Raw genomic sequence first — 18,967 nt, forward strand, 5'->3', positions numbered from 1 at the left:
CGCCGGAGCGGCGCAGCCGCAGGAACTGGCAAAGACGACCGTGGGCCGGTTGGCGGAGGCGAGCAGCCTGCGGCCGGCGGTGTAGCCGCCCTCGCGGGTGAACGGTCCGCGGACAATCTGGCCTTCGGGCAGCCCCGCGTCTTCGAGTGCCTGCAGCCAGCCCTGCTCACGCCGGTCGAAGTCGTTGGCCGTATTCGTTCCCATGACGAGGGCGATGTTGGTGTGGCCGTGGCCGATTCGGCACGTGCATAACCTGGCCGCACGCCGTCGTGGGCCTGACCAAGAACTCGGCGGTGATGTACGGGCCGAAGGGACTGCGCTTCAACGCCGTAGCCCCCGGGCCCACCATCACCGGCATCGTCGTCAACTGGGGCTCCCAGCTGGCGGCCGAACGCCTCGGCCCGCTGATGCAGGCCACCGTGCCCACGCCCGCCACCGCCGCGCAGCTGGCCGCTCCATCACCTTCCTGCTCAGCGAGGACGGCACCAACGTCAACGGTGCTATCCTCGCCTCCGACGGCGGCTGGTCCGTCCTGTAGCGGAGCGGCGTCCGGTCCTGACGGCGCCATCGCCAGCCGAGGATGCGGAGAACGACGGCGGGTGGTTCCCGCCGTCGTCGTCCTTCCTGCCATTGGACGCGACGCCCGGCGAGATTAGGATGGAGTTGTCAGCCGCCGGTGTACGCCGGCGGGCAGCGGACCACAAGGAGAAATGCCATGGGTTTGGATGACAAGATCGACAACACGGCCGAGAAGCTTGGCGGCAAGAGCAAAGAAGCCGCTGGAGAAGCGACCGATGATGACCGCCTGAAGGCCGAAGGCAAGGGCGACCAGGTCAAGGCAGACCTCAAGCAGGCCGGCGAGAAAGTCAAAGACGCCTTCAAGAAGGACTGACGCCAGGGACTGACAGACATTTGGGCATAAGGTGCGGCTCCAGGGAGCCGCACCTTATTGCTTAGGCCGGGACGCTGGACCGCCATATCCTGGTGTCGGTGCAGCCGGCGGATCCTGCCGCAGAAATGCAATCCACCAGCCCGGGGAGGAGACGGAATGGCCGACGCGGCAGCCGCCGAAGGGGACGGTCCGGGCGGTCCTGCCCCAGCCTCGCGCCCTCCGGCGGGGCTGCCCGCGCAGGAGCCGGATCATTCGAGGCAGCCCAGTGCCAGGGCGCGCTGGAGCAGCCGCTGGGCCACCGTCGTCGCCGTCGTGCAGCGCCTGCTCTACGTGCTGATCACCGTCGCCGTCGGCTGGGCCGTCTATTACTTCCTGCTTGCCCGGCTTGCCCGGGGCCCCGAGCAGCTGTGGGTGTTCCTGCCGGTGTGGCTGATTGGTGCTTATGCGCTCCTGCCCCGCATCCATAAGATCCTCAGCAGCCTCTACATTCCGGATTACTTCATCGGGCGTGCCCGCACCGGCGACGGCGTGCTCGGCGACCCGGTGAACCTGGCCGTCATCGGGCCCGAGCGCGAACTGCGCGAGGCCATGACCGCGGCAGGCTGGACCGAGGCCGACCCGATCACTCCCGCCACCGCGTGGCGCACCCTGACCTCCACGCTCTCGGGCAGGAGCTACCCGCAGGCGCCCGTGAGCTCCCTGTACGTTTTCGGGAAGAAGCAGGATATGGCCTTCCAACGGGAAATCGACGGAAACCCGCGCAAGCGCCACCACGTGCGGTTCTGGAAATGCCCGGAAGGCTGGAAGCTTCCGGGCGGGTTCGCCGTTGACTGGGTGGGCGCGGGCACCTACGACAAGCGGGTGGGACTCTCGCTCTTCACATTCCAGATCACGCATAAGATCGCCGATGGTACCGATGAGGAACGCGACTTCATCATTGAAACGCTGCGAAAAGCGCGCTCGGTGGAATCCGTCCACGTCATCAAGCACTTCTTCTCCGGCTACCACCACCGCAACGGCGGGGGAGACGCGATCCGCACCGACGGCCATCTGCCAATCATCGATCTGCTCCCGCAAGGCGCCCCGAAAGCAAGCGGCGGCCCCCACGGCAGGGGAACGCCAATTCCGCGACGGCCTTAGCGCCCGCTCTAGTCCCCGCTCTAGTCTCCGCTCTAGTCTCCGCCCAACGACGGGCGTACGGTGAAAAGCAAATTCTTGTCGGTTTCCTTGTGAAGCGGAGTTGAAGGCGATGCCGATGCTGCTGGAAACGGCTCTGGACGTTCAGCCGGTTGACTTGATGGCCGCCCGAATGCAAATGGCGCTGTCCCTCGGATGGCACATCATTATTGCCTGCTTCGGTGTGGGCATGCCCGCCATCACGGTCCTGGCGGAATGGCGCGGCCACCGCACCGGGGACCCCAACTATGCGCTGCTGGCCCGGCGCTGGGCGAAGGCGATGGGCGTCCTGTTCGCCGTCGGAGCGGTCTCCGGAACCATCCTGTCTTTCGAAATGGGGCTGCTCTGGCCCGGGCTGATGGGAGTCTACGGGGAGGTGATTGGGCTGCCGTTCACCCTGGAAGGGATCGCCTTTTTCATCGAGGCGATCTTCCTCGGCATCTACCTCTACGCCTGGGACAGGCTTTCTCCCCGGCTCCACCTGCTGAGCGCCGTCCCGGTGCTTGTTGCCGGAGTCGCCAGCGCCTTTTTCGTGGTCACGGCCAACGCCTGGATGCAACAACCCACCGGGTTCGATGTCGAGAACGGCCGGATCATCGCCGTGGACCCGGTTGCGGCCATGTTCAATCCCGCCACCCCCTCGCAGTCGGTGCATATGATCCTGGCAGCCTTCATGGTCGCGGGCTTCGGCATGGCGAGCGTCTACGCCGTCGCCCTGCTGCGGGGGCGCCGGGACCGCTATCACACGCTGGGATTTCTGCTTCCCTTTGCCGTAGCAGCCCTCATCACGCCGGTACAGATCGGCGTGGGCGACTGGTCCGCGCACTTCGTGGCCGACAACCAGCCGGTCAAGCTGGCCGCCATGGAGGGAATCTTTGAGACACAGCGCGGTGCGCCCCTGCATATCGGCGGCGTCGTGATTGGCGATGAGATGCAATACGCCCTGGAGATCCCCCACGGGCTGTCCTTGCTGGCACACTTCGACCCGAATGCCGAGATCATGGGCCTGAACGAGGTTCCGGAGGATGAACGGCCGCCGGTGAACCTCGTGCACCTGGCCTTCCAGGTGATGGTGGGCGCAGGGTTTGCGCTCCTGGCCCTGTCCGTTTGGCTGGCCGTCGCCTGGAAACGGCATAAAGCCCTCCCGCGTTCGGCATGGTTCCTCCGGGCAGCGAGCGCTTCGGGGGTGCTGGCCGTGCTGGCACTGGAGGCCGGCTGGGTAGTGACGGAGGTGGGCCGGCAGCCGTGGATCGTCTTCGGGGTACTGCGTACCTCCGAGGCGGTCAATCCGGCTCCGGGGCTGCTTTACGGATTCCTGCTGGTTGCAGTTGTCTACGCTGTGCTGACGGTCGCCACCGTCTATGTCCTGCGGAGGCTGGCGCGGGATATCGCGATCCCGGTAGCCCCGCAGGAATCCGACGTCTCCGGCTACCGGATCACCTGAGGCCGCCGCCATGCCGCTCGCAGAGATCCTCCTCGCAGCCATGTGGATTTGCCTCACCGCATACGCCCTGTTCGGCGGGGCGGACTTCGGCGGCGGGTTCTGGGACCTGGTGGCAGGCCGGGCCGAGGCCGGGCGCCCGCAACGGAACCTGATCGAGCACTCCATCGGGCCGATCTGGGAAGCCAATCACGTGTGGCTCATCTTCGTCATCGTCCTGGCCTGGACCGGCATGCCGTCAGTTTTTGCCGCCATCTCCTCCACCCTCTACATCCCCCTGACCCTCGCCGCCCTCGGCATCATTGCCCGCGGCTCTGCGTTCGCGTTCCGCAAGGTCAGCACCGAACTGTGGCAGCAGCGCCTCTTCGGCGCCACGTTCGCGGCGTCCTCGGTGCTGACACCGTTTTTCCTCGGCACAGTGGCCGGGGCCCTAGCCTCGGACCGGGTTCCCCCCGGGATTGCCGGCGGCCATCCGATCTGGAGCTGGGTGAATCCCACCTCAATGGTCAGCGGCCTGTTTGCAATCGGCACCACTGCTTATCTGGCCGCTGTCTACCTGACCCAGGACGCGAGGCGGATCGGAGATCCGGCGCTTGTGGACGCCTTCCGGTCCAGGGCACTGGCGGCCGGGTCCGTTATGGGTGTCCTGGCCGTGGCGGAGCTGGCTGTGCTGAGCATGGATGCCCCGCAGCTGTTCCGCGAGTTGACCACCGGCAAGGCCTTGCCTTTTGCCATCGCCTCCGCTGCTGCCGGAGTCATCTCGCTGGTCCTGATGTGGCGGCGGCAGTTCCTGGCGGTCCGGCTCTCCGCCGCCCTGGCCGTGACCGCCCTGCTCTGGGGCTGGGGCGTGGGCCAGTACCCGGAGATCCTGCCCGGCGCGACGGTGGATCAGGTGGCAGCAACCCAATCCGTGCTGAGCGCCAATCTCATCGCCATCGTTGTCGCCGGCATCCTGGTCATTCCCTCGCTCTGGTGGCTGTATGCCCTCTTCCAGCGTGACCAGCGGGATGCGGCGGCTGCGGGCCACGAGTGAGGGCCGGTCCCGATACTGGCCCGCAGTTGCTGTCGTTTCTAGGGCCGTATAAACGAAAGCGACCGCGAGCCAGACGGGCCCCGCAGCAGGGTGACCCTACGGTTGGAAGGCGACCAGTTTCTGCTCCTGGCGGCCCAGCTTTGCGATGGAGATTTCCATGCTGTCCCCTTCGCGCAAGTACGGGAACTTGCCGGAGAGCGCGACGCCCTTCGGCGTGCCGGTGTTGATGATGTCACCCGGGTCCAGCACGAGGTACTGGGAAAGGTTCCAGATGATGTGGGCCACGGAAAAGATCATGTCCGAGGTGTTGGAGTCCTGCCTGGTCTCGCCGTTGACTGCGGATCGCAAGCGGAGCTGCTGCGGATCGCCAACTTCCTCGGCCGGAACCAAAGCCGGGCCGAGGGGATTGAACGTGGCGCAGCACTTGCCCTTGGACCACTGCCCCCCCGAATGTTCCACCTGGTACGCCCGTTCGGAGACATCGTTGCTGACGGCATAGCCGGCCACATAGTCCAGTGCCTCCTCCGGGGACGCGAGGTACGAGGCACGCTTGCCGATAACGACCGCGAGTTCCACCTCCCAGTCCACCTTTTCCGCCCCGGGTGGGATCACGACGTGGTCGAAAGCCCCCACGACCGTATTGGGGTGTTTGAAGAACAGGATCGGAACCGACGGCGGGGCGTCGCCGGATTCCGCAGCGTGTGCGGCGTAATTCTGGCCGATGCACAGCACGGCTCCCGGTTTGGCGACGGGCGCGCCGATCCGCAGCGAGCCGGCTCCTTCGAGTTCGGGCAAGCCGGCTTTCAGGGCGGCGCGGGCTTTGACGATGCCGCCGCCGCCCAGGAATTCGCCGTCGATGTCGGCGGTGACCGAGCGCAGGTCGAAGTACTTTCCGTTCTCGGTGGCTACCGGGATTTCCTGGCCGGGTTCACCCAAGCGCATGAGTTCCATTTATTCGTTCCTTGTTCGCAGTTATATCTGTTGGCTGGCGGGGGGCTCAGTGGGTGTATGGCCGCAGCTTTTCCAGCGCCGGGTTCAGCTCGACCCCGAAGCCCGGTGTTTCCGGGACCTTGAGCTTGCCGTTCACGGGCACCGGCTCACCGAGCAGCATGGGGGAGAACATGGGCACCACTTCCTCGGCGGTGGGATGCATCATGAGGAACTCCGCGAACGGGCTGTTGGTCCGCGTGACGACAAAGTGGTACGAGTACACCGAAGAACCATGCGGAATGACCAGTGCGCCGGCGGCATCGGCCATGGCCGAGATCTTGCTCAGCTCGGTGATGCCTCCGCACCAACCGACGTCGGGCTGGATTATGTCCGCGCACTCCATGTCCAGGAGCAGCTTGAAGCCCCACCGGGTGGCCTCGTGTTCGCCGGTGGTGACCAGCATTTTCGGCGGGACCTGTTTCTTGAGCTTGGCGTATCCCCAGTAGTCGTCCGGAGGAAGGGCCTCTTCGATCCACTTCAAGCCGTATTCCGCGGCGCCATGGGCGAGCCTGGTGGCGTAGTCGAGGTCCAGGGCCATCCAGCAATCCAGCATCAGCCAGAAGTCGTCACCGACTTTTTCTCGCATGTCCCGGATCATTTCCAGGTTCTTCCGCAGACCTTCCTCACCCTCGGCCGGGCCGTGGTGCAGCGGCATCTTGCCGCCGATAAAGCCTAGGTCCTTGGCGATGTCGGGCCGGGCGCCGGTGGCGTACATGGTCAGCTCGTCGCGGACCGGCCCGCCGAGGAGTGCGTAGACCGGTTCCTGCCGGATCTTGCCCAACAGGTCGTACAGTGCAAGGTCCACCGCGCTGATGGCGTTGAGGACCACGCCCTTCCGGCCGTAGAAAAGCGAGGACCGGTACATCTGGTCCCAGATCTTCTCGATGTCCGTCACGCGGGCGCCTTCGACGAATCGGGCTAGGTGCTTCTCCACGATGAAGGCGCCCAGCTCGCCGGCGGTTGTGACGGCGAAACCGACGGTGCCGTCGTCGGCCTCGATCTCTACCACCAATGTGCCGAGGACGTTGATTCCGAAGCTCTGGCGGGACTGACGGTACTCGGGATAGACGGACATCGGGGTCGCGATGTGGTCATCGATCCAGTGGCCTGCGTCCTGGTCGTGGTAGTCGGCGCCGCCGCCACGGAGTGTGTAGGCGCGAACCTGACGGATTCGGTTTTCGATGCTCAATTGCTGTTCCTTGCTGAATCGAGGCGGACCAATACTTTGCCGGCGGTGCCGTCCGCGGCGGCGAGCCCGGCGAAGGCCGCGTCGGCGTCCTCCATGGAAACTTCACGGCTGATGAGTTCTGCCAGGACCGGGGATCCCTGATCCACCCACGCTGCTGCGTCGCGGAAGTCCTGGTTGTTGTAGCAGAAGCTACCCACGATTTCCCTTTCCTCGGTGGAAACACGGTATGCGCTGAACGCCAGCTCCGGCGAGCCCATGCCGACCAGCGAGACGACGCCGCCGAACTTCGTGGCGTCGAGGGCGCTGGCAATGGTGGGCTTGATGCCGACGGCATCTACTGTGGTGTCGGCGAGAGTACCAAGAGCCGCCCGGACCTGCTGGTCCAGCGGAGCGGCAGTGGGATCGAGCGCGGTGGCGCCGAGCCGTTCGCAGAGGGCGCGCCGGGCGGGATCCATTTCCGACACAAGCACGCTGGCGGCGCCTTCCTGCAGCGCTGCGAGGATGACGGATTGTCCGATTGGGCCGCCGCCGATCACGAGCACCTTGTGGCCCTGTCCGATCCGCGCGCGGCGGACGGCATGGAAGGCAACCGCGAGCGGCTCGATCAGGGCGCCGTAGACGATCGGCGTTTCAGCCGAAAGCACCACGACGTTGTCTGCGGGCACGGCGACCTGCTCGGCGAAGGCCGACACGATGGCCGGGTTCACCCCGATCACGGTCCGCTCCGGACAATGCTGCTGCTGGCCGGCCGTGCACGCCTCGCAGGCGGTGCAGCTGATCAGCGGGTTGAAGGTGACAGGCTGCCCCACCGCGAAGCCGAAGCGGTCTGTCCCGGGACCGAGGGCGGCGATGTGCCCGACAGTCTCGTGGCCCATGACCTGGCCCGGCACGCGGCGTCCGTTCTCTCCGGTGTAGCCGTGAATGTCGGACCCGCAGATGCCCGTGGCAACCACGTCGATGAGGACTTGGCCGGGGCCGGCAGCGGGTTCTTCACGATCCGTCACCACGAGTTGGCGGAAATCTTTCAGTTCGAGTACCCGCATCAGTGCACCTTTTCGGCGATGGGCTGGGCCAGCGGAGTGCCGTCAGTGATCTTACTGACCCGGTGGCTGTTGAAGAGCAGGACGGCGCCAAGGAAGGCCGTGATGGCGAGCAGGAACAGGCCGGCGTTCGGACCGAAGGACGCCTCGGCCCAGGTCTTGGCGATCGGTGCCACGAAGCCGCCGAGGCTTCCAATCGAGTTGATGAGCGCGATTCCGCCCGCGGCGGCGGCACCTACGAGCATCCCGGTGGGCAGTGTCCAGAACACCGGCTGTACCGAGATGAACCCGGCAGCGCCCAGGGACAGGGCGGCCAGGCCCATGGCGGGGTTGTCGGTGAGGGCTGAGGCAAAGATGCCGAGCGAGGCTGCGGCGAGGGATGCGGTGGCCACGAGGCGGCGCTTCCCGGTCTTGTCCGCCAGCCGGCTGAGCAGGAAAGTGGCGATGATCGCGATGCCCCACGGCACCGCCGTCATCAGGCCGACGCCGAGACCCACCTTCGCTCCCACGAGCTTGGCGATCTGGGTGGGCAGGTAAAACGTGACGCCATAGACGCTCATCTGGATGGTGAAGTAGATGAGGCAGAAGTAGAGGACCTTCGGGTTGGTCAGTGCATGCAGGGCACCCTTGGGGGAGTGGTCGGCCTTGACCTGGTCTTCAGCGTCCAGGGCCGCCACCAGGGTGGTCCGCTCACTGTCGTCGAGCCATTTGGCGTCCGCCGGGCCGTTGTCGAGGTAGGAGAACGCCCAGATCCCGACGGCGACGGTCAGGGCGCCGGTGACCAGGAACATCAGCTGCCAGCCCTGCAGGCCTCCCAGCCCGTCCAGGTCCAGGAGCATGCCGGAGAGGGGACCGCCGAAGATGAAGGCGAGTGGCGCGCCGAAGTAGAACAGACCGTTGACGCGGCCGCGGAACTGGGTGGGGATCCAGTAGGTCAGGTACAGAATGACGCCGGGGAAGAATCCTGCCTCGGTGATGCCGAGCAGCACGCGGAGGATGTAGAAGGTCCATTCGGTCTGGGCGAACATCATCAACGCCGAGACGATGCCCCAGCTGATCATGATTCGCGCCAGCCAGATCTTCGCGCCGAGTTTGCGCATCAGGATGTTGCTGGGGACTTCCAAGGCAGCGTAGCCGAGGAAGAAGATGCCGGCCCCAAGGGCATAGGCGGCGTCCGAGAGACCGGTGTCAGCCTGAAAGGCGGCCTTGGCAAAGCCGAGGTTGGCGCGATCAAGGAACGCCAGGATGTACATCAGCAGAAGAACTGGAATGAGCCGGCGTGTAACCCGGCTGACAATCGGCGCCAGCGCTTCGCTGGTGGGAGCCGTCACTTGGTTGGGCACTCTAACTCCTCGTTGAGTTCACGATTATGAATTCTTGTTCACAAGCGTGAACAAAGCGAGTATGGCACAGGTCACAGCGAGTGGCAAGGGGCCCGGAGGCGCGTTACGCGGAGCGCGCGGCGTCCCTGTCCGGAACGGGAACCACAATGTGCGGTTCCCGCACTCCGAGGTGGGCGCGGATTTCCTGGGCGGCTGCCACCAGCGGCCACAGGATGCTCCCCGGCCACTCCGCGTCGGTCCGGGCGGTGGGCATTGTCACGGAGAGGGCCGCGTGCATGCCGCCTCCCGCCTCACTTGTCAGCGGAACGGCGACACAGCGGCACCCATCAAGGTATTCCTCATCGTCGACCGCGAACCCGTTGGCTTTTGCCGCGGCCACCAGGTCCGCCAACGCCGCGACGTCGGTGACCGTTTTGTCGGTCAGCCGGGGCAGCGCCACCGAATCGAGACGGCGTCTGGACTCGTCGGGTCCAAGCATGCTGAGCAGGGCCTTGCCGATCCCCGTCGCATGCGCCAGCAGGCGCATGCCGACTGAGGAACCAAGTCGCATGCCGCCGGGCGCCTGGCTGATGGCGATGTACACGTTCTCGACGCCGTCCAGAAGGGCGAGCTGAACGGTCTCCCCGAGCGATGCGGAAAGCCGGTCCATTACCGGCTTCGCGACGTTGGCGAGCGTCTGGTGGCCGGTATACAACTGGCCGACCTGCCAGGCCCGCAGCCCCAGTGAATACTGTTTGTTCCCCGTGTTGTGGTGCAGCCAGCCGGCTGCGCACAGGGTATTCAGCAGTCCATGCGCGCTTGAACGCGGCAGGTGAAGGCCCTCGAGGATTTCGGTAAAACTGGCGGAACCCTTGCCCGCGACGAATTCGACCACCGTGAGCGCGCGGTCCGCTGATTTAACGGTCGGGTTGCCCCGGTCTTCACTCATGTCTGCTCCCGGGAATCTGGGCGTGCGGCTCGACGCTTACGCTCGAGTGATGTGACGGACCTGTTCACATACTTGAATTGTAGACGGGCGACTGAGACGGCGCTTCCGGGCGAGACCGGACCGCACACAGACTCTACCGACGCCGTCCTGCCGCCACTGCTGTCTCCGCCGGAACTGGTTCCGGCGTCGCCGTAGTAGCCGCGGGGGCGGGAGCGGCGGGCCACCTCCTGAGCTCCCTTCCCTGCCCGAGGAGCGGGCAGGGAACTATCTGTGCATCCGGCTGCCGATCGCGCCGAGCTACTGAGCGCCGGATGGAAAGGCATAGTCGGGGCCGGGACTGCTGCTGTAGCTGATTCAGAAAACCGTCGCCATCTATTGACGGACTGTACGATTGTCGTACAATTTAGGACAGCGGTCATCGCAATGGAGCGGCCGCTCCATCGGGAGTTACGAGGAGGTAACTAGTGAGCATTAATGAAGCTGATATGCAACACAAGAAGCTGGGCCAGGCCGCTTTCGCAGTCGGCGTTGGCAACTTCATGGAGTGGTTCGATTTCGCCGTGTACGGGTTTTTCGCCGTCATCATCGGCCAGCTTTTCTTCGCGGACCAGAGCCCCGTGGTGTCCCTCCTGTCATCCCTGGGCGTTTTTGCAGTCGGCTTCCTCATGCGGCCGCTCGGCGGGTTCATCCTGGGGCCGATTGGTGACAAGTACGGCCGCCGCGCGGCCCTGAGCTTCTCGGTCCTGGCAATGGGCCTGGCCACCACGATGATCGGATTCATTCCAACTTACGCGGCCATTGGTGTCGCCGCTCCGCTGTTGCTGGTGTTCCTGCGCTGCATCCAGGGGCTTTCCGCCGGCGGAGAGTGGACTGGGTCAGCTGCCTTCCTGATTGAAGGAGCCCCCCGCAACCGCCGGGCCACCTATGCCAGCGTTATTTCGGCAACGGCAGCCCTGGCCACCGTCGCCGGCAGCGGATTCGCCCTCTGGCTCAACAACATCCTGACCAAAGAACAACTTATGGACTTCGGCTGGCGGATCCCCTTCTGGGCTGCCGCTCCCCTGGCGCTGGTAGGGCTCTTCGTCCGGCTGCGGCTGGACGACACGCCAGTCTTCAAGGAAATCAAAAAGACCCGCGAATCGTCCGCGGCTCCTGCGCCGAAGCTCAAGCGCAACATGAAGGCCGTCGGCCTGACCATTTGTTTCGCGGCAGTCCAGGGCCTTGGCTACTACTACCTGGCGACCTACGTGGTGAACTACCTCGAAGTGACCCTCAAGATCCAACGCCCCAACGCACTGATGCTCAGCGCAATCGGCCTGCTCATCTACATGATCTTCTGCCCCATCGCAGGCATCATCTCGGACAAGTATGGGCGGCGCATCCCGAACCTCGTGGGCACCTTGGGATATGTGCTCCTGCCGGTTCCGGTGTTCTTGTTGATGAGCACGGCTAACCCGGCACTCATCATCCTCGGCCTGGTCCTCCTGGGCGCAACGCAGTGCCTTGTCTCGGTCACCACGGTGGTCATGCTCGTAGAGCTCTTCCCGGCGTCCACCCGGGCCACGGGCAGTGCGATTGGCTTCAATATTGCGCTCGCTTTCATCGCCGGCCCGGGCCCCTACATCGGCGCGTTCCTGGCCTCCAGCACCGGCAGCCCCATCGCCCCGGCCTTCTACCAGGTCTTCATCGCGCTGATCGCCCTGTTGGTGCTGCTCAAGTGGCTCCCGGAGAGCAGCAAGCAGGATATCTTCAGCGACGAGATCCACTGGCACGCGAAGACACCCGGGCCGGTCGAGCCTGACAAAGTCACTGCCTAAGCGAGGATTACGAGCATGACGAACAGCGATACGTATCAAGTCAGCATTGTGAAGTTCGGTACCCGATCCACAGTGAAGAGTGACGTGTACCTGAACTTCCACATCTACAAAGCGGCTGATGAGCCTGTGGACATGGATTACTTCTTCTGGGTGATCCGCAACGGGCAACGTACCGTCGTCGTCGACACCGGATTCTCCCGGCACGGCGGGGAGGTGCGGAACCGCACATTCCTGATCGAGCCGGCGGCGGCATTTGCGGCGCTGGGCGTGGATCCCGGAGACGCGCCGCAGGTGGTGGTCACTCATGCGCACTACGACCACATCGGTAACCTGGATCTGTTCCCGGAATCGAACATCATCATGGCCGGCTCTGAACTCGATTTCTGGCTCAGCAGCTTCGCCGCCCGCAAGCAGTTCCAGCACTCGATAGAAACCGAGGAACTGGACTACCTGAAGCGGGCGGCGGGGGAGGGCAGGATCACTACCTTCGACGACGACTACCCCGTTGCCCCCGGCATCCGCATCACACGCGTCGGCGGCCACACCCCGGGCCAGTCGATCGTCACCGTGCAAACCACCGAGGGCCAGGTGGTGCTCGCCTCCGATGCCATCCACTACTACGAGGAATTTGAACAGGACCTGCCGTTCATGTTCGTCAATGACGTGCGGGAAATGTACGCCGCGTTCGACACCATCCGGCAGCTGATGGATACGACAGCCAGCCACCTCGTGACAGGCCACGATCCCTCCACACTGGAGCGGTTCACCCCCGTCACGGACGGCCCCCTGGCGGGACTGGCAGCAACCATCGGCAGAAAGGAAGAACAGTCATGACCATTCAGCGCTTTGATGGCAAAGTGGCCGTCGTTACCGGCGCGGCCGGCGGCCTGGGCAAAGCCTCCGCCTGGCGGCTCGCCGCGGAGGGCGCGCACGTCGTTGTCGTCGACATCAACGCCTCCGCCGCCGCCGCCGTGGCCCAATCCCTGCCCACCCGGTCCATCGCCGTGGCGGCCGACGTGGCGCGGGAGGCCGACGTCCACCGCTACATGTCGAAGGCGCTCGACGCCTTCGGCCGGGTGGACCTGCACCACCTCAACGCCGGGATCTTCGGAAAATTCGCGGCCCTGCCGGACGTCGAGGTGGAGGATTTCGACCGGGTCATGAACGTCAACGTCCGCGGGCAGTTCCTGGGCATGCGGGCGGCCTTCCGGCAGTTCGCCGCGCAAGGCACCGGCGGCAACATCGCCATCACGGCGTCCATCGCGAGCCTCACCGGGGCGGCGGACCTGCTGGCATACCACACCTCCAAACACGCCGTCGTGGGACTGGTCCACGGCGGATCCGTCTACGGCGGCCCGCTGGGGATCCGGGTCAACGCGGTGGCGCCCGGAATCGTGCCCACCGAACTCTTCGCCGCCGCCGCAACCACCAGTGGGGGCAAGAACGACATGGAGCAGCGCGCCAGCACCACCCCGTTGCGCCGGGCCGGCACCGCCGAGGAAATCGCCGGCGTCGTGGCGTTCCTGCTGAGCGACGACTCCGCGTACGTGACCGGCCAGGTGATCGCGGCCGACGGCGGTGCCTCCATTGTGAACACCGTCCGGCCCAGCGGCGGCGCCGGGGCCTGGGACACCGCCAGCGTGGACGAGGCCATCTACGGCAACGACTTCCAAAGGACAGGACAATGAGCGAACTCCGTATCGGGTTTATTGGCCTCGGCAACATGGGCGGCCGCATGGCCACCTGCATCACCAAGGCCGGACAAGACGTGCTCGGCTATGACCCCGTCGCGGCAAATGCCTCCGCCGCCGGCGCCACCCCCGCCGGAAGCGCGGCGGACGTGGTTGGCGGCTCGGACATCATCCTCCTCTCCCTTCCCAAGAGTGCGGTCGTGGAGGCCGTGATGCTCGGTGACGGCGGCGTCCTGGAGCACCTCCGGGACGGCCAGATCGTCGTCGACCTGAGCACGTCCGCCCCCGCCTCCACCCGCATGATTGCCGGTAAGGTGCTGGCCGCAGGCGCGAACTACTTGGACGCTGGCATTTCCGGCGGAGCCGCCGCCGCAGAAAAAGGCCAGTTGGTGCTGATGGTGGGCGGCGAGGAGAGCGTTCTTGAGCTTGCCCGGCCGGCGCTGGAGCTCTTCTCCAGCAAGATCTTCTACACCGGTGCATCAGGGGCGGGCCACACGACCAAGCTCATCAACAACTTCCTGAACGCCATCACCCTGTCCGCAACGGCGGAAGCCATGGTCGCCGGCAAGAAGGCCGGCCTGGACCTGGAGGTGCTGCTGGACGTCATTAACAACAGCTCAGGAGTCAGCTTCGCGTCGCTGAACAGGTTCCCGAAGATCATCAGGGGGGACTACCTCAAGGGCGGCCTCACCAACGCCCTGATGATGAAGGACGTGTTGGCCTACGTCGAACTGGCCGGGGACCTCGGTGTGGCAAGCCCCAATTCCGCCGGGCCGCTGGCGAGTTTCGGCCTGGCCAATGCCCTCGGCTACGCCGAGCAGATCAGCAACACCGTCGTCGATGCCATCGGCGATGTCTCCGGCGGCGTCCGGCTCTTCGACCCCGCTCCCGCCGGCCCCGACGTACCCGAAGACCCGCACGCAGCGAAGGAGCAGCCATGAGGATCATCAATGGACCCGTACAGGACGGCACGGCAGGCAAGGCCGGTTCGCAATTCAGCGGCACCGCTTTCCCATACCTGACGATGGCGTCCACAGACGGCGTCACCATCAACACCGTCAACTTCACCCCTGGCGCCAGGACGTACTGGCACCACCACGAAAGCGGCCAGATCCTCCAGGTGCTGGCCGGGCGCGGTCTCATCCAGGCAGAGGGAGAAGATAACCCCCGCGTGCTCAACGCCGGCGATACCGTGTGGTGTCCGCCGGGGGAACGCCACTGGCACGGAGCCGCAGCGGACTCCTTCATGACGCACACCGCGATCTCCCTAGGCCAGACCAATTGGGCCGAACCGGTCGAGGAATCCGACTACACCAAGACCGCAGACCTCCGGAAGGAATAACCATGGACAGCAAAGACACCCGCGCCAGCACGTACGAAGAGGGACTGGCCACCCGCAAGGAGGTCCTTGGCGCAAGCCATGTGGAGCGATCCCTCGGACAGGTGTCCGAGTTCAGCCGACCCATCCAGGAACTGGTCACCGAGTACTGCTGGGGCGCCGTCTGGACCCGCGAAGGCCTTGACCGCCGGAGCCGCAGCATGATCAACCTCGCGATGCTCACCGCCTTAAACCGGCCCCATGAACTCGGGGTCCACGTCCGCGGCGCCATCAACAACGGTGTCTCGGAGCAGGAAATCCAGGAGGTACTTATGCAGACAGCCATATACGTCGGGGTCCCCGCTGCCCTGGAGTCGTTCCGGATCGCCGAGACGGTGCTCAATGAGCTGAAGGTGAGCGAGACGATATGACCACAATCGCCTTTATTGGCCTCGGCAACATGGGCACCCCGATGGCGCAGCGACTGCTGGCGGCAGGCCACACCGTGAGGGGATTCGACGTCTCCGAGCAGGCAAGGGACAGGCTGACGGAGGCAGGAGGCACCAGCTGCACCTCGCCGGCGGAAGCCGTGGGCGGCGCGTCCGCCGTCATCCTGATGCTGCCCAACTCCGACGTCGTCGAGGGTGTCATCAGGAGTCCCGAAGTGAACGCCGGGCTGGCTGCCGAAACCCTGGTCATCGACATGAGCTCAAGCGAACCGCTTCGCAGCAGGGCGCTCGACCAAATCCTGCGGCAGAAAGGCATCCGCTTCGTCGACGCCCCCGTATCCGGAGGCGTAAAAGGGGCGGAAAATGGAGCGCTGACCATAATGGCAGGCGGAACTGACGAAGACCTGGCAGAGGCCTCTGTCATCCTGGACTGTTTCGGAACAGTCAAGCGTGCCGGGACCGTGGGCGCGGGCCACGCGGCGAAGGCACTGAACAACCTTATGTCCGCCACCCACCTGCTGGTCAGCAGCGAGGCGATCCTGGCCGGGCAAAGCTTCGGGGTTGACCCGGAGCTCCTTTTGCAGATCGTCAATGGCTCGAGCGGCAAGAGCGGCTCGACCGAGAACAAATGGCCCAACTTCATCCTCCCCGGCACCTACAACTCGGGCTTCGCCCTGAAGCTGATGCTCAAGGACATGAAGATCGCAGTCGACCTCGCCGACCAGGTCCACGCCGCTTCGCGGCTCAGCCACGCCGCAGTCCAGCTCTGGGAGGAAGCGGCAGCGGAACTGCCGGACAACGCCGACCATACAGAAATTGCCCGATGGGTGGCTGCGACTTCACGAGAGTCCGCAGTGAGCCACCGGTAGGATTGCGCAGATCCGCGCACAGGAAGAAGGAACACGATGACCGTGATCAATTCGTTGGCCGACTCATGGGCCTCCGAGCCCCTGGGACGCGTGGCCGCGCCGGTGCGCGAACAAGTGGCGGACCGGCTCCGGAGCGCCATCACCGGGCTTCAGCTCAAACCCGGCCAGCGCCTCGTGGAGCGGGAGCTGATGGAGCAACTCGGTGTCTCCAGGACCACCGTCCGGGAAGCTATCCGCGAACTTTCCTCTGAGGGGCTGGTGACCGTTGTTCCCCAGAAAGGCGCGATTGTCAGCCGGCCCACACGCTCGGAGGCCGAGGACCTCTACGAGGTGCGTGCAACCCTGGAGTCGCTTATTGTCCAGCGGTTCATCGAACGCGGAACGGACCCGGAGCTCGACAACCTCCGCACGGCCACTGCGCACTACCGCAATGTGACGGAAAAGCACATCGATGATATGCGGGCGGTGCTCGCGGCTAAGGATGGCATCTACGCCGTGTTGATTGCGGGCGCCCGCAGCGAACCGTTGCGGCAGCTCATCGAGCAGATCCAGGCCCGCGTGCATGTACTGCGCGCGGCTTCCCTCTCCCACCCTGGCCGCGCCCTCGAAGCCGTCGAAGAGATGGAGGCGATCGTCGCGGCCGTCGCTAAACGGGATGTGCCGCTGGCCACCGCCCTCTACGCGGCCCACGTCCGCCGTGCCGCACGCACCGCCCTTGCCGATTTCGACGACTAGCTCACCTACGCGTACCAAACACCGGAGCAACGCGAGTTGCTTCGCCCTGCCCGAAACGGGTCAGCCGCGGTAAATCCGTGGGCTCCCGACCCATTCCAGAGAAGGTCCAACCATGGAACTGACAGCCCGCCAGCAGCAAATCAAGCAAGACTTCATCAGCATCCGCGGAACATGGGGTGACTCATGGGAGGCCATTTTGGCGCTCAGCCCCGAGTTCCTCGCCGGGTATCTATCCCTGTCCTCCGTTCCGTGGAAGAAGAACCATCTGGAAGATAAGGTCAAGGAGTTCATCTACATCGCCGTGGACAGCGCGGCAACCCATATGTACCTGCCGGGCGTCCGGCAGCATGTCCGGGCCGCGTTGCGGCTTGGTGCCACTTCGGCAGAGATCATGGAGGTCGTGGAACTGGCCAGCACCCTCGGCGTGCACGCCATGAACGTCGGGGTGCCCATTCTCTGCGAGGTTCTGGACGAAACCGGCGCGCGGCCCGCCAAGCAACCCCTGACCGAGTTCCAGGAGCGGGTCAAGAAGGAATTCACCGTGAACCGCGGCTACTGGAACAAGACCTGGGACGACACGCTGGACTTGGACCCGGAATACCTTGAGGCATACACCGAGTTCTCCTCCGCCTCCTGGAAATATGGGCCGCTGGAGCCCAAAGTCAAGGAATTTATCTACATTGCATTTGATATTGCGGCCACCCATCTTTATGAGCGCGGCACGAAACTGCACATGGAGAATGCACTGCGCTACGGCGCGACAGTGGAGGAAATCATCGAAGTGATGGAGATCGCCAGCGTCATCGGCATCCACGCAGCCACCACCGCGGCTCCGATCATCCTCGAGGAACTAGCCGCGTTCGAGGCAGAAAAAAACCTCAGGGTGACGTAGCACCAGTGTTCCGCAGCCAGCCGATGAGCCCGCCGGTTACAGGTCCACACAGTGTGGCACTCGGGCTGCGACCCTCGTTACAGACCGATCGGAAGGCAGCAGGATGTTTGTAGGATTGGATGCCGCCAGGGAAGTCGGCTTCAACGCCCTGAGGGGTTTGGGGCTGTCTGAACCCGAAGCAGATGTCACCGTGCGCCATCTCCTCGATTGTGAGCTGAGGGGCTTGTCCTTCAGTGGATTGGCCCGAATCCTGAGCATCGGCGAGCGGCTGGCAGCGAAGCCCTTGGGCAGAGACGCCATCCGCATCACGCGGCAAACGCCCGTCTCGGCCCAACTGGATGGCGGAGACCGACTCGGTTACGTCGTGGCGCAGCAAGCCGTGGAGATCGCCATCGACAAGGCAGCAGGCATCGGCCTCGCAGTCGTCGGAGCGAGCAATACCTGGTACACGGGAATGCTGTCCTACTATGCCGAGATGATCACAGCTCGAGGGCTCGTCGCCCTGATCGCCTCGAACTCGACCCCTTGGGTGGCTCCGTTTGGCGGGACGGAGGGCCGGTTCGGCACGAACCCGTTTTGTCTGGGGTTTCCCAGCGGTTCGACACCGGTCGTTTGGGACATCGGGATCTCGGAGGTCATCCATGCCCAGGCTGTCCTTGCGCAGCGGCTGGGGCACCAGTTGCCGCCCGGCGTCGCCTACGACGCCAACGGCCAACCGACCACCGATCCGGCACAAGCCTTGTCCGGAGCTTTCACTGCCTGGGGCGGACACAAGGGCAGCGGCCTCGGCGTCAGCGTCCAGTTGCTGGGAATGCTGGCCGGGTCGCCCGTTTTCCCCAAGCCGCTGGAGGACTTTGGCTTCTTTGTCCTCGCAATTCAGCCTGATCTGCTGACACCCGGGGACGAATTCAAGGCGAAGGTCTCGGAGTTTTCGCAGACCATGCGGACAACCCGGCGGACGGATGAGGAAGTTCCCGTCCGCATGCCCTTCGAACGGTCTGCCGCCCGGCGGGACGCGCAGCGTGCAGCCGGAGGATTCGACGTCGATGCCTCGGTCCTCGAAGCGGTTCGGACCCTGGCCGCTCAGCGCTAGTGTGGCAGGCGCATCCGGGCGGGGTGGTCGACACGGCAACCCGGCAGGCCTACCGTGGTCACATGAGGGAA

The 18,967-nt window shown here is 64.9% G+C and carries 19 protein-coding genes and 2 pseudogenes; 15 read left to right on the top strand and 6 right to left on the bottom strand.

The genetic code is table 11. From position 1 onward, the window contains the following. Positions 1-21 precede the first annotated feature (21 nt). A pseudogene (locus QFZ69_RS02345) lies at positions 22-237 on the bottom strand (substrate-binding domain-containing protein); the annotation flags it as partial. A gap of 23 nt (positions 238-260) precedes the next feature. Between QFZ69_RS02345 and QFZ69_RS02350 the strand changes: the two are divergent. The 5 genes and pseudogenes from QFZ69_RS02350 to QFZ69_RS02370 form a co-directional block, all read left to right on the top strand. Continuing rightward, positions 261-538 (top strand): annotated as a pseudogene (locus tag QFZ69_RS02350) (SDR family oxidoreductase); the annotation flags it as partial. Between the two features lie 177 nt (positions 539-715). After that, positions 716-892, top strand: a complete 177-nt coding sequence (locus tag QFZ69_RS02355; protein ID WP_306915387.1) for a CsbD family protein — start codon at positions 716-718, stop codon at positions 890-892. Between the two features lie 156 nt (positions 893-1,048). Beyond that, positions 1,049-2,032 (top strand): LssY C-terminal domain-containing protein, encoded by a 984-nt coding sequence (locus QFZ69_RS02360; protein ID WP_306915388.1) that lies wholly within the window; start codon positions 1,049-1,051, stop codon positions 2,030-2,032. Between the two features lie 115 nt (positions 2,033-2,147). Beyond that, entirely contained in the window at positions 2,148-3,512 is a 1,365-nt protein-coding gene (locus QFZ69_RS02365; protein ID WP_306915389.1) for a cytochrome ubiquinol oxidase subunit I, read from the top strand. Positions 3,513-3,522: 10 nt separating this feature from the next. After that, positions 3,523-4,542 (top strand): cytochrome d ubiquinol oxidase subunit II, encoded by a 1,020-nt coding sequence (locus QFZ69_RS02370; protein ID WP_306915390.1) that lies wholly within the window; start codon positions 3,523-3,525, stop codon positions 4,540-4,542. Between the two features lie 96 nt (positions 4,543-4,638). Here QFZ69_RS02370 and QFZ69_RS02375 read toward each other — a convergent pair whose 3' ends face one another. The 5 genes from QFZ69_RS02375 to QFZ69_RS02395 all read right to left on the bottom strand — a co-directional run bounded on the left by QFZ69_RS02375 (position 4,639) and on the right by QFZ69_RS02395 (position 10,032). Further along, complete coding sequence (locus QFZ69_RS02375) at positions 4,639-5,493, bottom strand: fumarylacetoacetate hydrolase family protein (RefSeq protein ID WP_306915391.1); 855 nt, start codon at positions 5,491-5,493, stop codon at positions 4,639-4,641. Between the two features lie 46 nt (positions 5,494-5,539). Continuing rightward, positions 5,540-6,721: an L-rhamnonate dehydratase gene (rhmD, locus tag QFZ69_RS02380; RefSeq protein ID WP_306915392.1), complete on the bottom strand. Its 1,182-nt coding sequence runs from the start codon at positions 6,719-6,721 to the stop codon at positions 5,540-5,542. After that, entirely contained in the window at positions 6,718-7,764 is a 1,047-nt protein-coding gene (locus QFZ69_RS02385) for a zinc-binding dehydrogenase (protein WP_306915395.1), read from the bottom strand. The genes rhmD and QFZ69_RS02385 overlap by 4 nt, the downstream gene beginning before the upstream one ends. After that, on the bottom strand, positions 7,764-9,104 hold the full coding sequence (locus tag QFZ69_RS02390) for an MFS transporter (protein ID WP_306915396.1): 1,341 nt from the start codon (positions 9,102-9,104) through the stop codon (positions 7,764-7,766). Before QFZ69_RS02390 ends, QFZ69_RS02385 begins: the two co-directional genes overlap by 1 nt. Positions 9,105-9,207: 103 nt before the next feature. After that, complete coding sequence (locus tag QFZ69_RS02395) at positions 9,208-10,032, bottom strand: IclR family transcriptional regulator (protein ID WP_306999881.1); 825 nt, start codon at positions 10,030-10,032, stop codon at positions 9,208-9,210. Positions 10,033-10,496: 464 nt separating this feature from the next. Here QFZ69_RS02395 and QFZ69_RS02400 point away from each other — a divergent pair, with 464 nt between their 5' ends. The 10 genes from QFZ69_RS02400 to QFZ69_RS02445 all read left to right on the top strand — a co-directional run bounded on the left by QFZ69_RS02400 (position 10,497) and on the right by QFZ69_RS02445 (position 18,896). Further along, positions 10,497-11,849 (top strand): MFS transporter, encoded by a 1,353-nt coding sequence (locus QFZ69_RS02400; RefSeq protein ID WP_306915399.1) that lies wholly within the window; start codon positions 10,497-10,499, stop codon positions 11,847-11,849. A gap of 15 nt (positions 11,850-11,864) precedes the next feature. Then, positions 11,865-12,683: an N-acyl homoserine lactonase family protein gene (locus tag QFZ69_RS02405; protein ID WP_306915401.1), complete on the top strand. Its 819-nt coding sequence runs from the start codon at positions 11,865-11,867 to the stop codon at positions 12,681-12,683. Then, entirely contained in the window at positions 12,680-13,537 is an 858-nt protein-coding gene (locus tag QFZ69_RS02410; RefSeq protein ID WP_306915403.1) for an SDR family NAD(P)-dependent oxidoreductase, read from the top strand. The genes QFZ69_RS02405 and QFZ69_RS02410 overlap by 4 nt, the downstream gene beginning before the upstream one ends. After that, positions 13,534-14,481, top strand: a complete 948-nt coding sequence (locus tag QFZ69_RS02415; protein WP_306915405.1) for an NAD(P)-dependent oxidoreductase — start codon at positions 13,534-13,536, stop codon at positions 14,479-14,481. The genes QFZ69_RS02410 and QFZ69_RS02415 overlap by 4 nt, the downstream gene beginning before the upstream one ends. Then, complete coding sequence (locus QFZ69_RS02420) at positions 14,478-14,882, top strand: cupin domain-containing protein (RefSeq protein WP_306915407.1); 405 nt, start codon at positions 14,478-14,480, stop codon at positions 14,880-14,882. The genes QFZ69_RS02415 and QFZ69_RS02420 overlap by 4 nt, the downstream gene beginning before the upstream one ends. A 2-nt stretch (positions 14,883-14,884) precedes the next feature. Then, positions 14,885-15,289 carry a 4-carboxymuconolactone decarboxylase gene (gene pcaC / locus QFZ69_RS02425; protein ID WP_306915408.1) on the top strand — a complete coding sequence of 135 codons (405 nt, stop codon included), beginning with the start codon at positions 14,885-14,887 and terminating at the stop codon, positions 15,287-15,289. Beyond that, positions 15,286-16,176: an NAD(P)-dependent oxidoreductase gene (locus QFZ69_RS02430; RefSeq protein ID WP_306915410.1), complete on the top strand. Its 891-nt coding sequence runs from the start codon at positions 15,286-15,288 to the stop codon at positions 16,174-16,176. The genes pcaC and QFZ69_RS02430 overlap by 4 nt, the downstream gene beginning before the upstream one ends. Before the next feature lie 36 nt (positions 16,177-16,212). Further along, positions 16,213-16,911 carry a GntR family transcriptional regulator gene (locus QFZ69_RS02435; protein WP_306915411.1) on the top strand — a complete coding sequence of 233 codons (699 nt, stop codon included), beginning with the start codon at positions 16,213-16,215 and terminating at the stop codon, positions 16,909-16,911. Between the two features lie 112 nt (positions 16,912-17,023). Further along, positions 17,024-17,803, top strand: coding sequence for a carboxymuconolactone decarboxylase family protein (locus tag QFZ69_RS02440; RefSeq protein ID WP_306915413.1), 780 nt, complete (start codon positions 17,024-17,026; stop codon positions 17,801-17,803). 103 nt (positions 17,804-17,906) lie between these two features. Beyond that, complete coding sequence (locus QFZ69_RS02445; protein ID WP_306915414.1) at positions 17,907-18,896, top strand: Ldh family oxidoreductase; 990 nt, start codon at positions 17,907-17,909, stop codon at positions 18,894-18,896. The last annotated feature ends 71 nt before the right edge of the window (positions 18,897-18,967 follow it).

The organism is Arthrobacter sp. V1I7 (assembly GCF_030817015.1).
Taxonomy (GTDB): domain Bacteria; phylum Actinomycetota; class Actinomycetes; order Actinomycetales; family Micrococcaceae; genus Arthrobacter.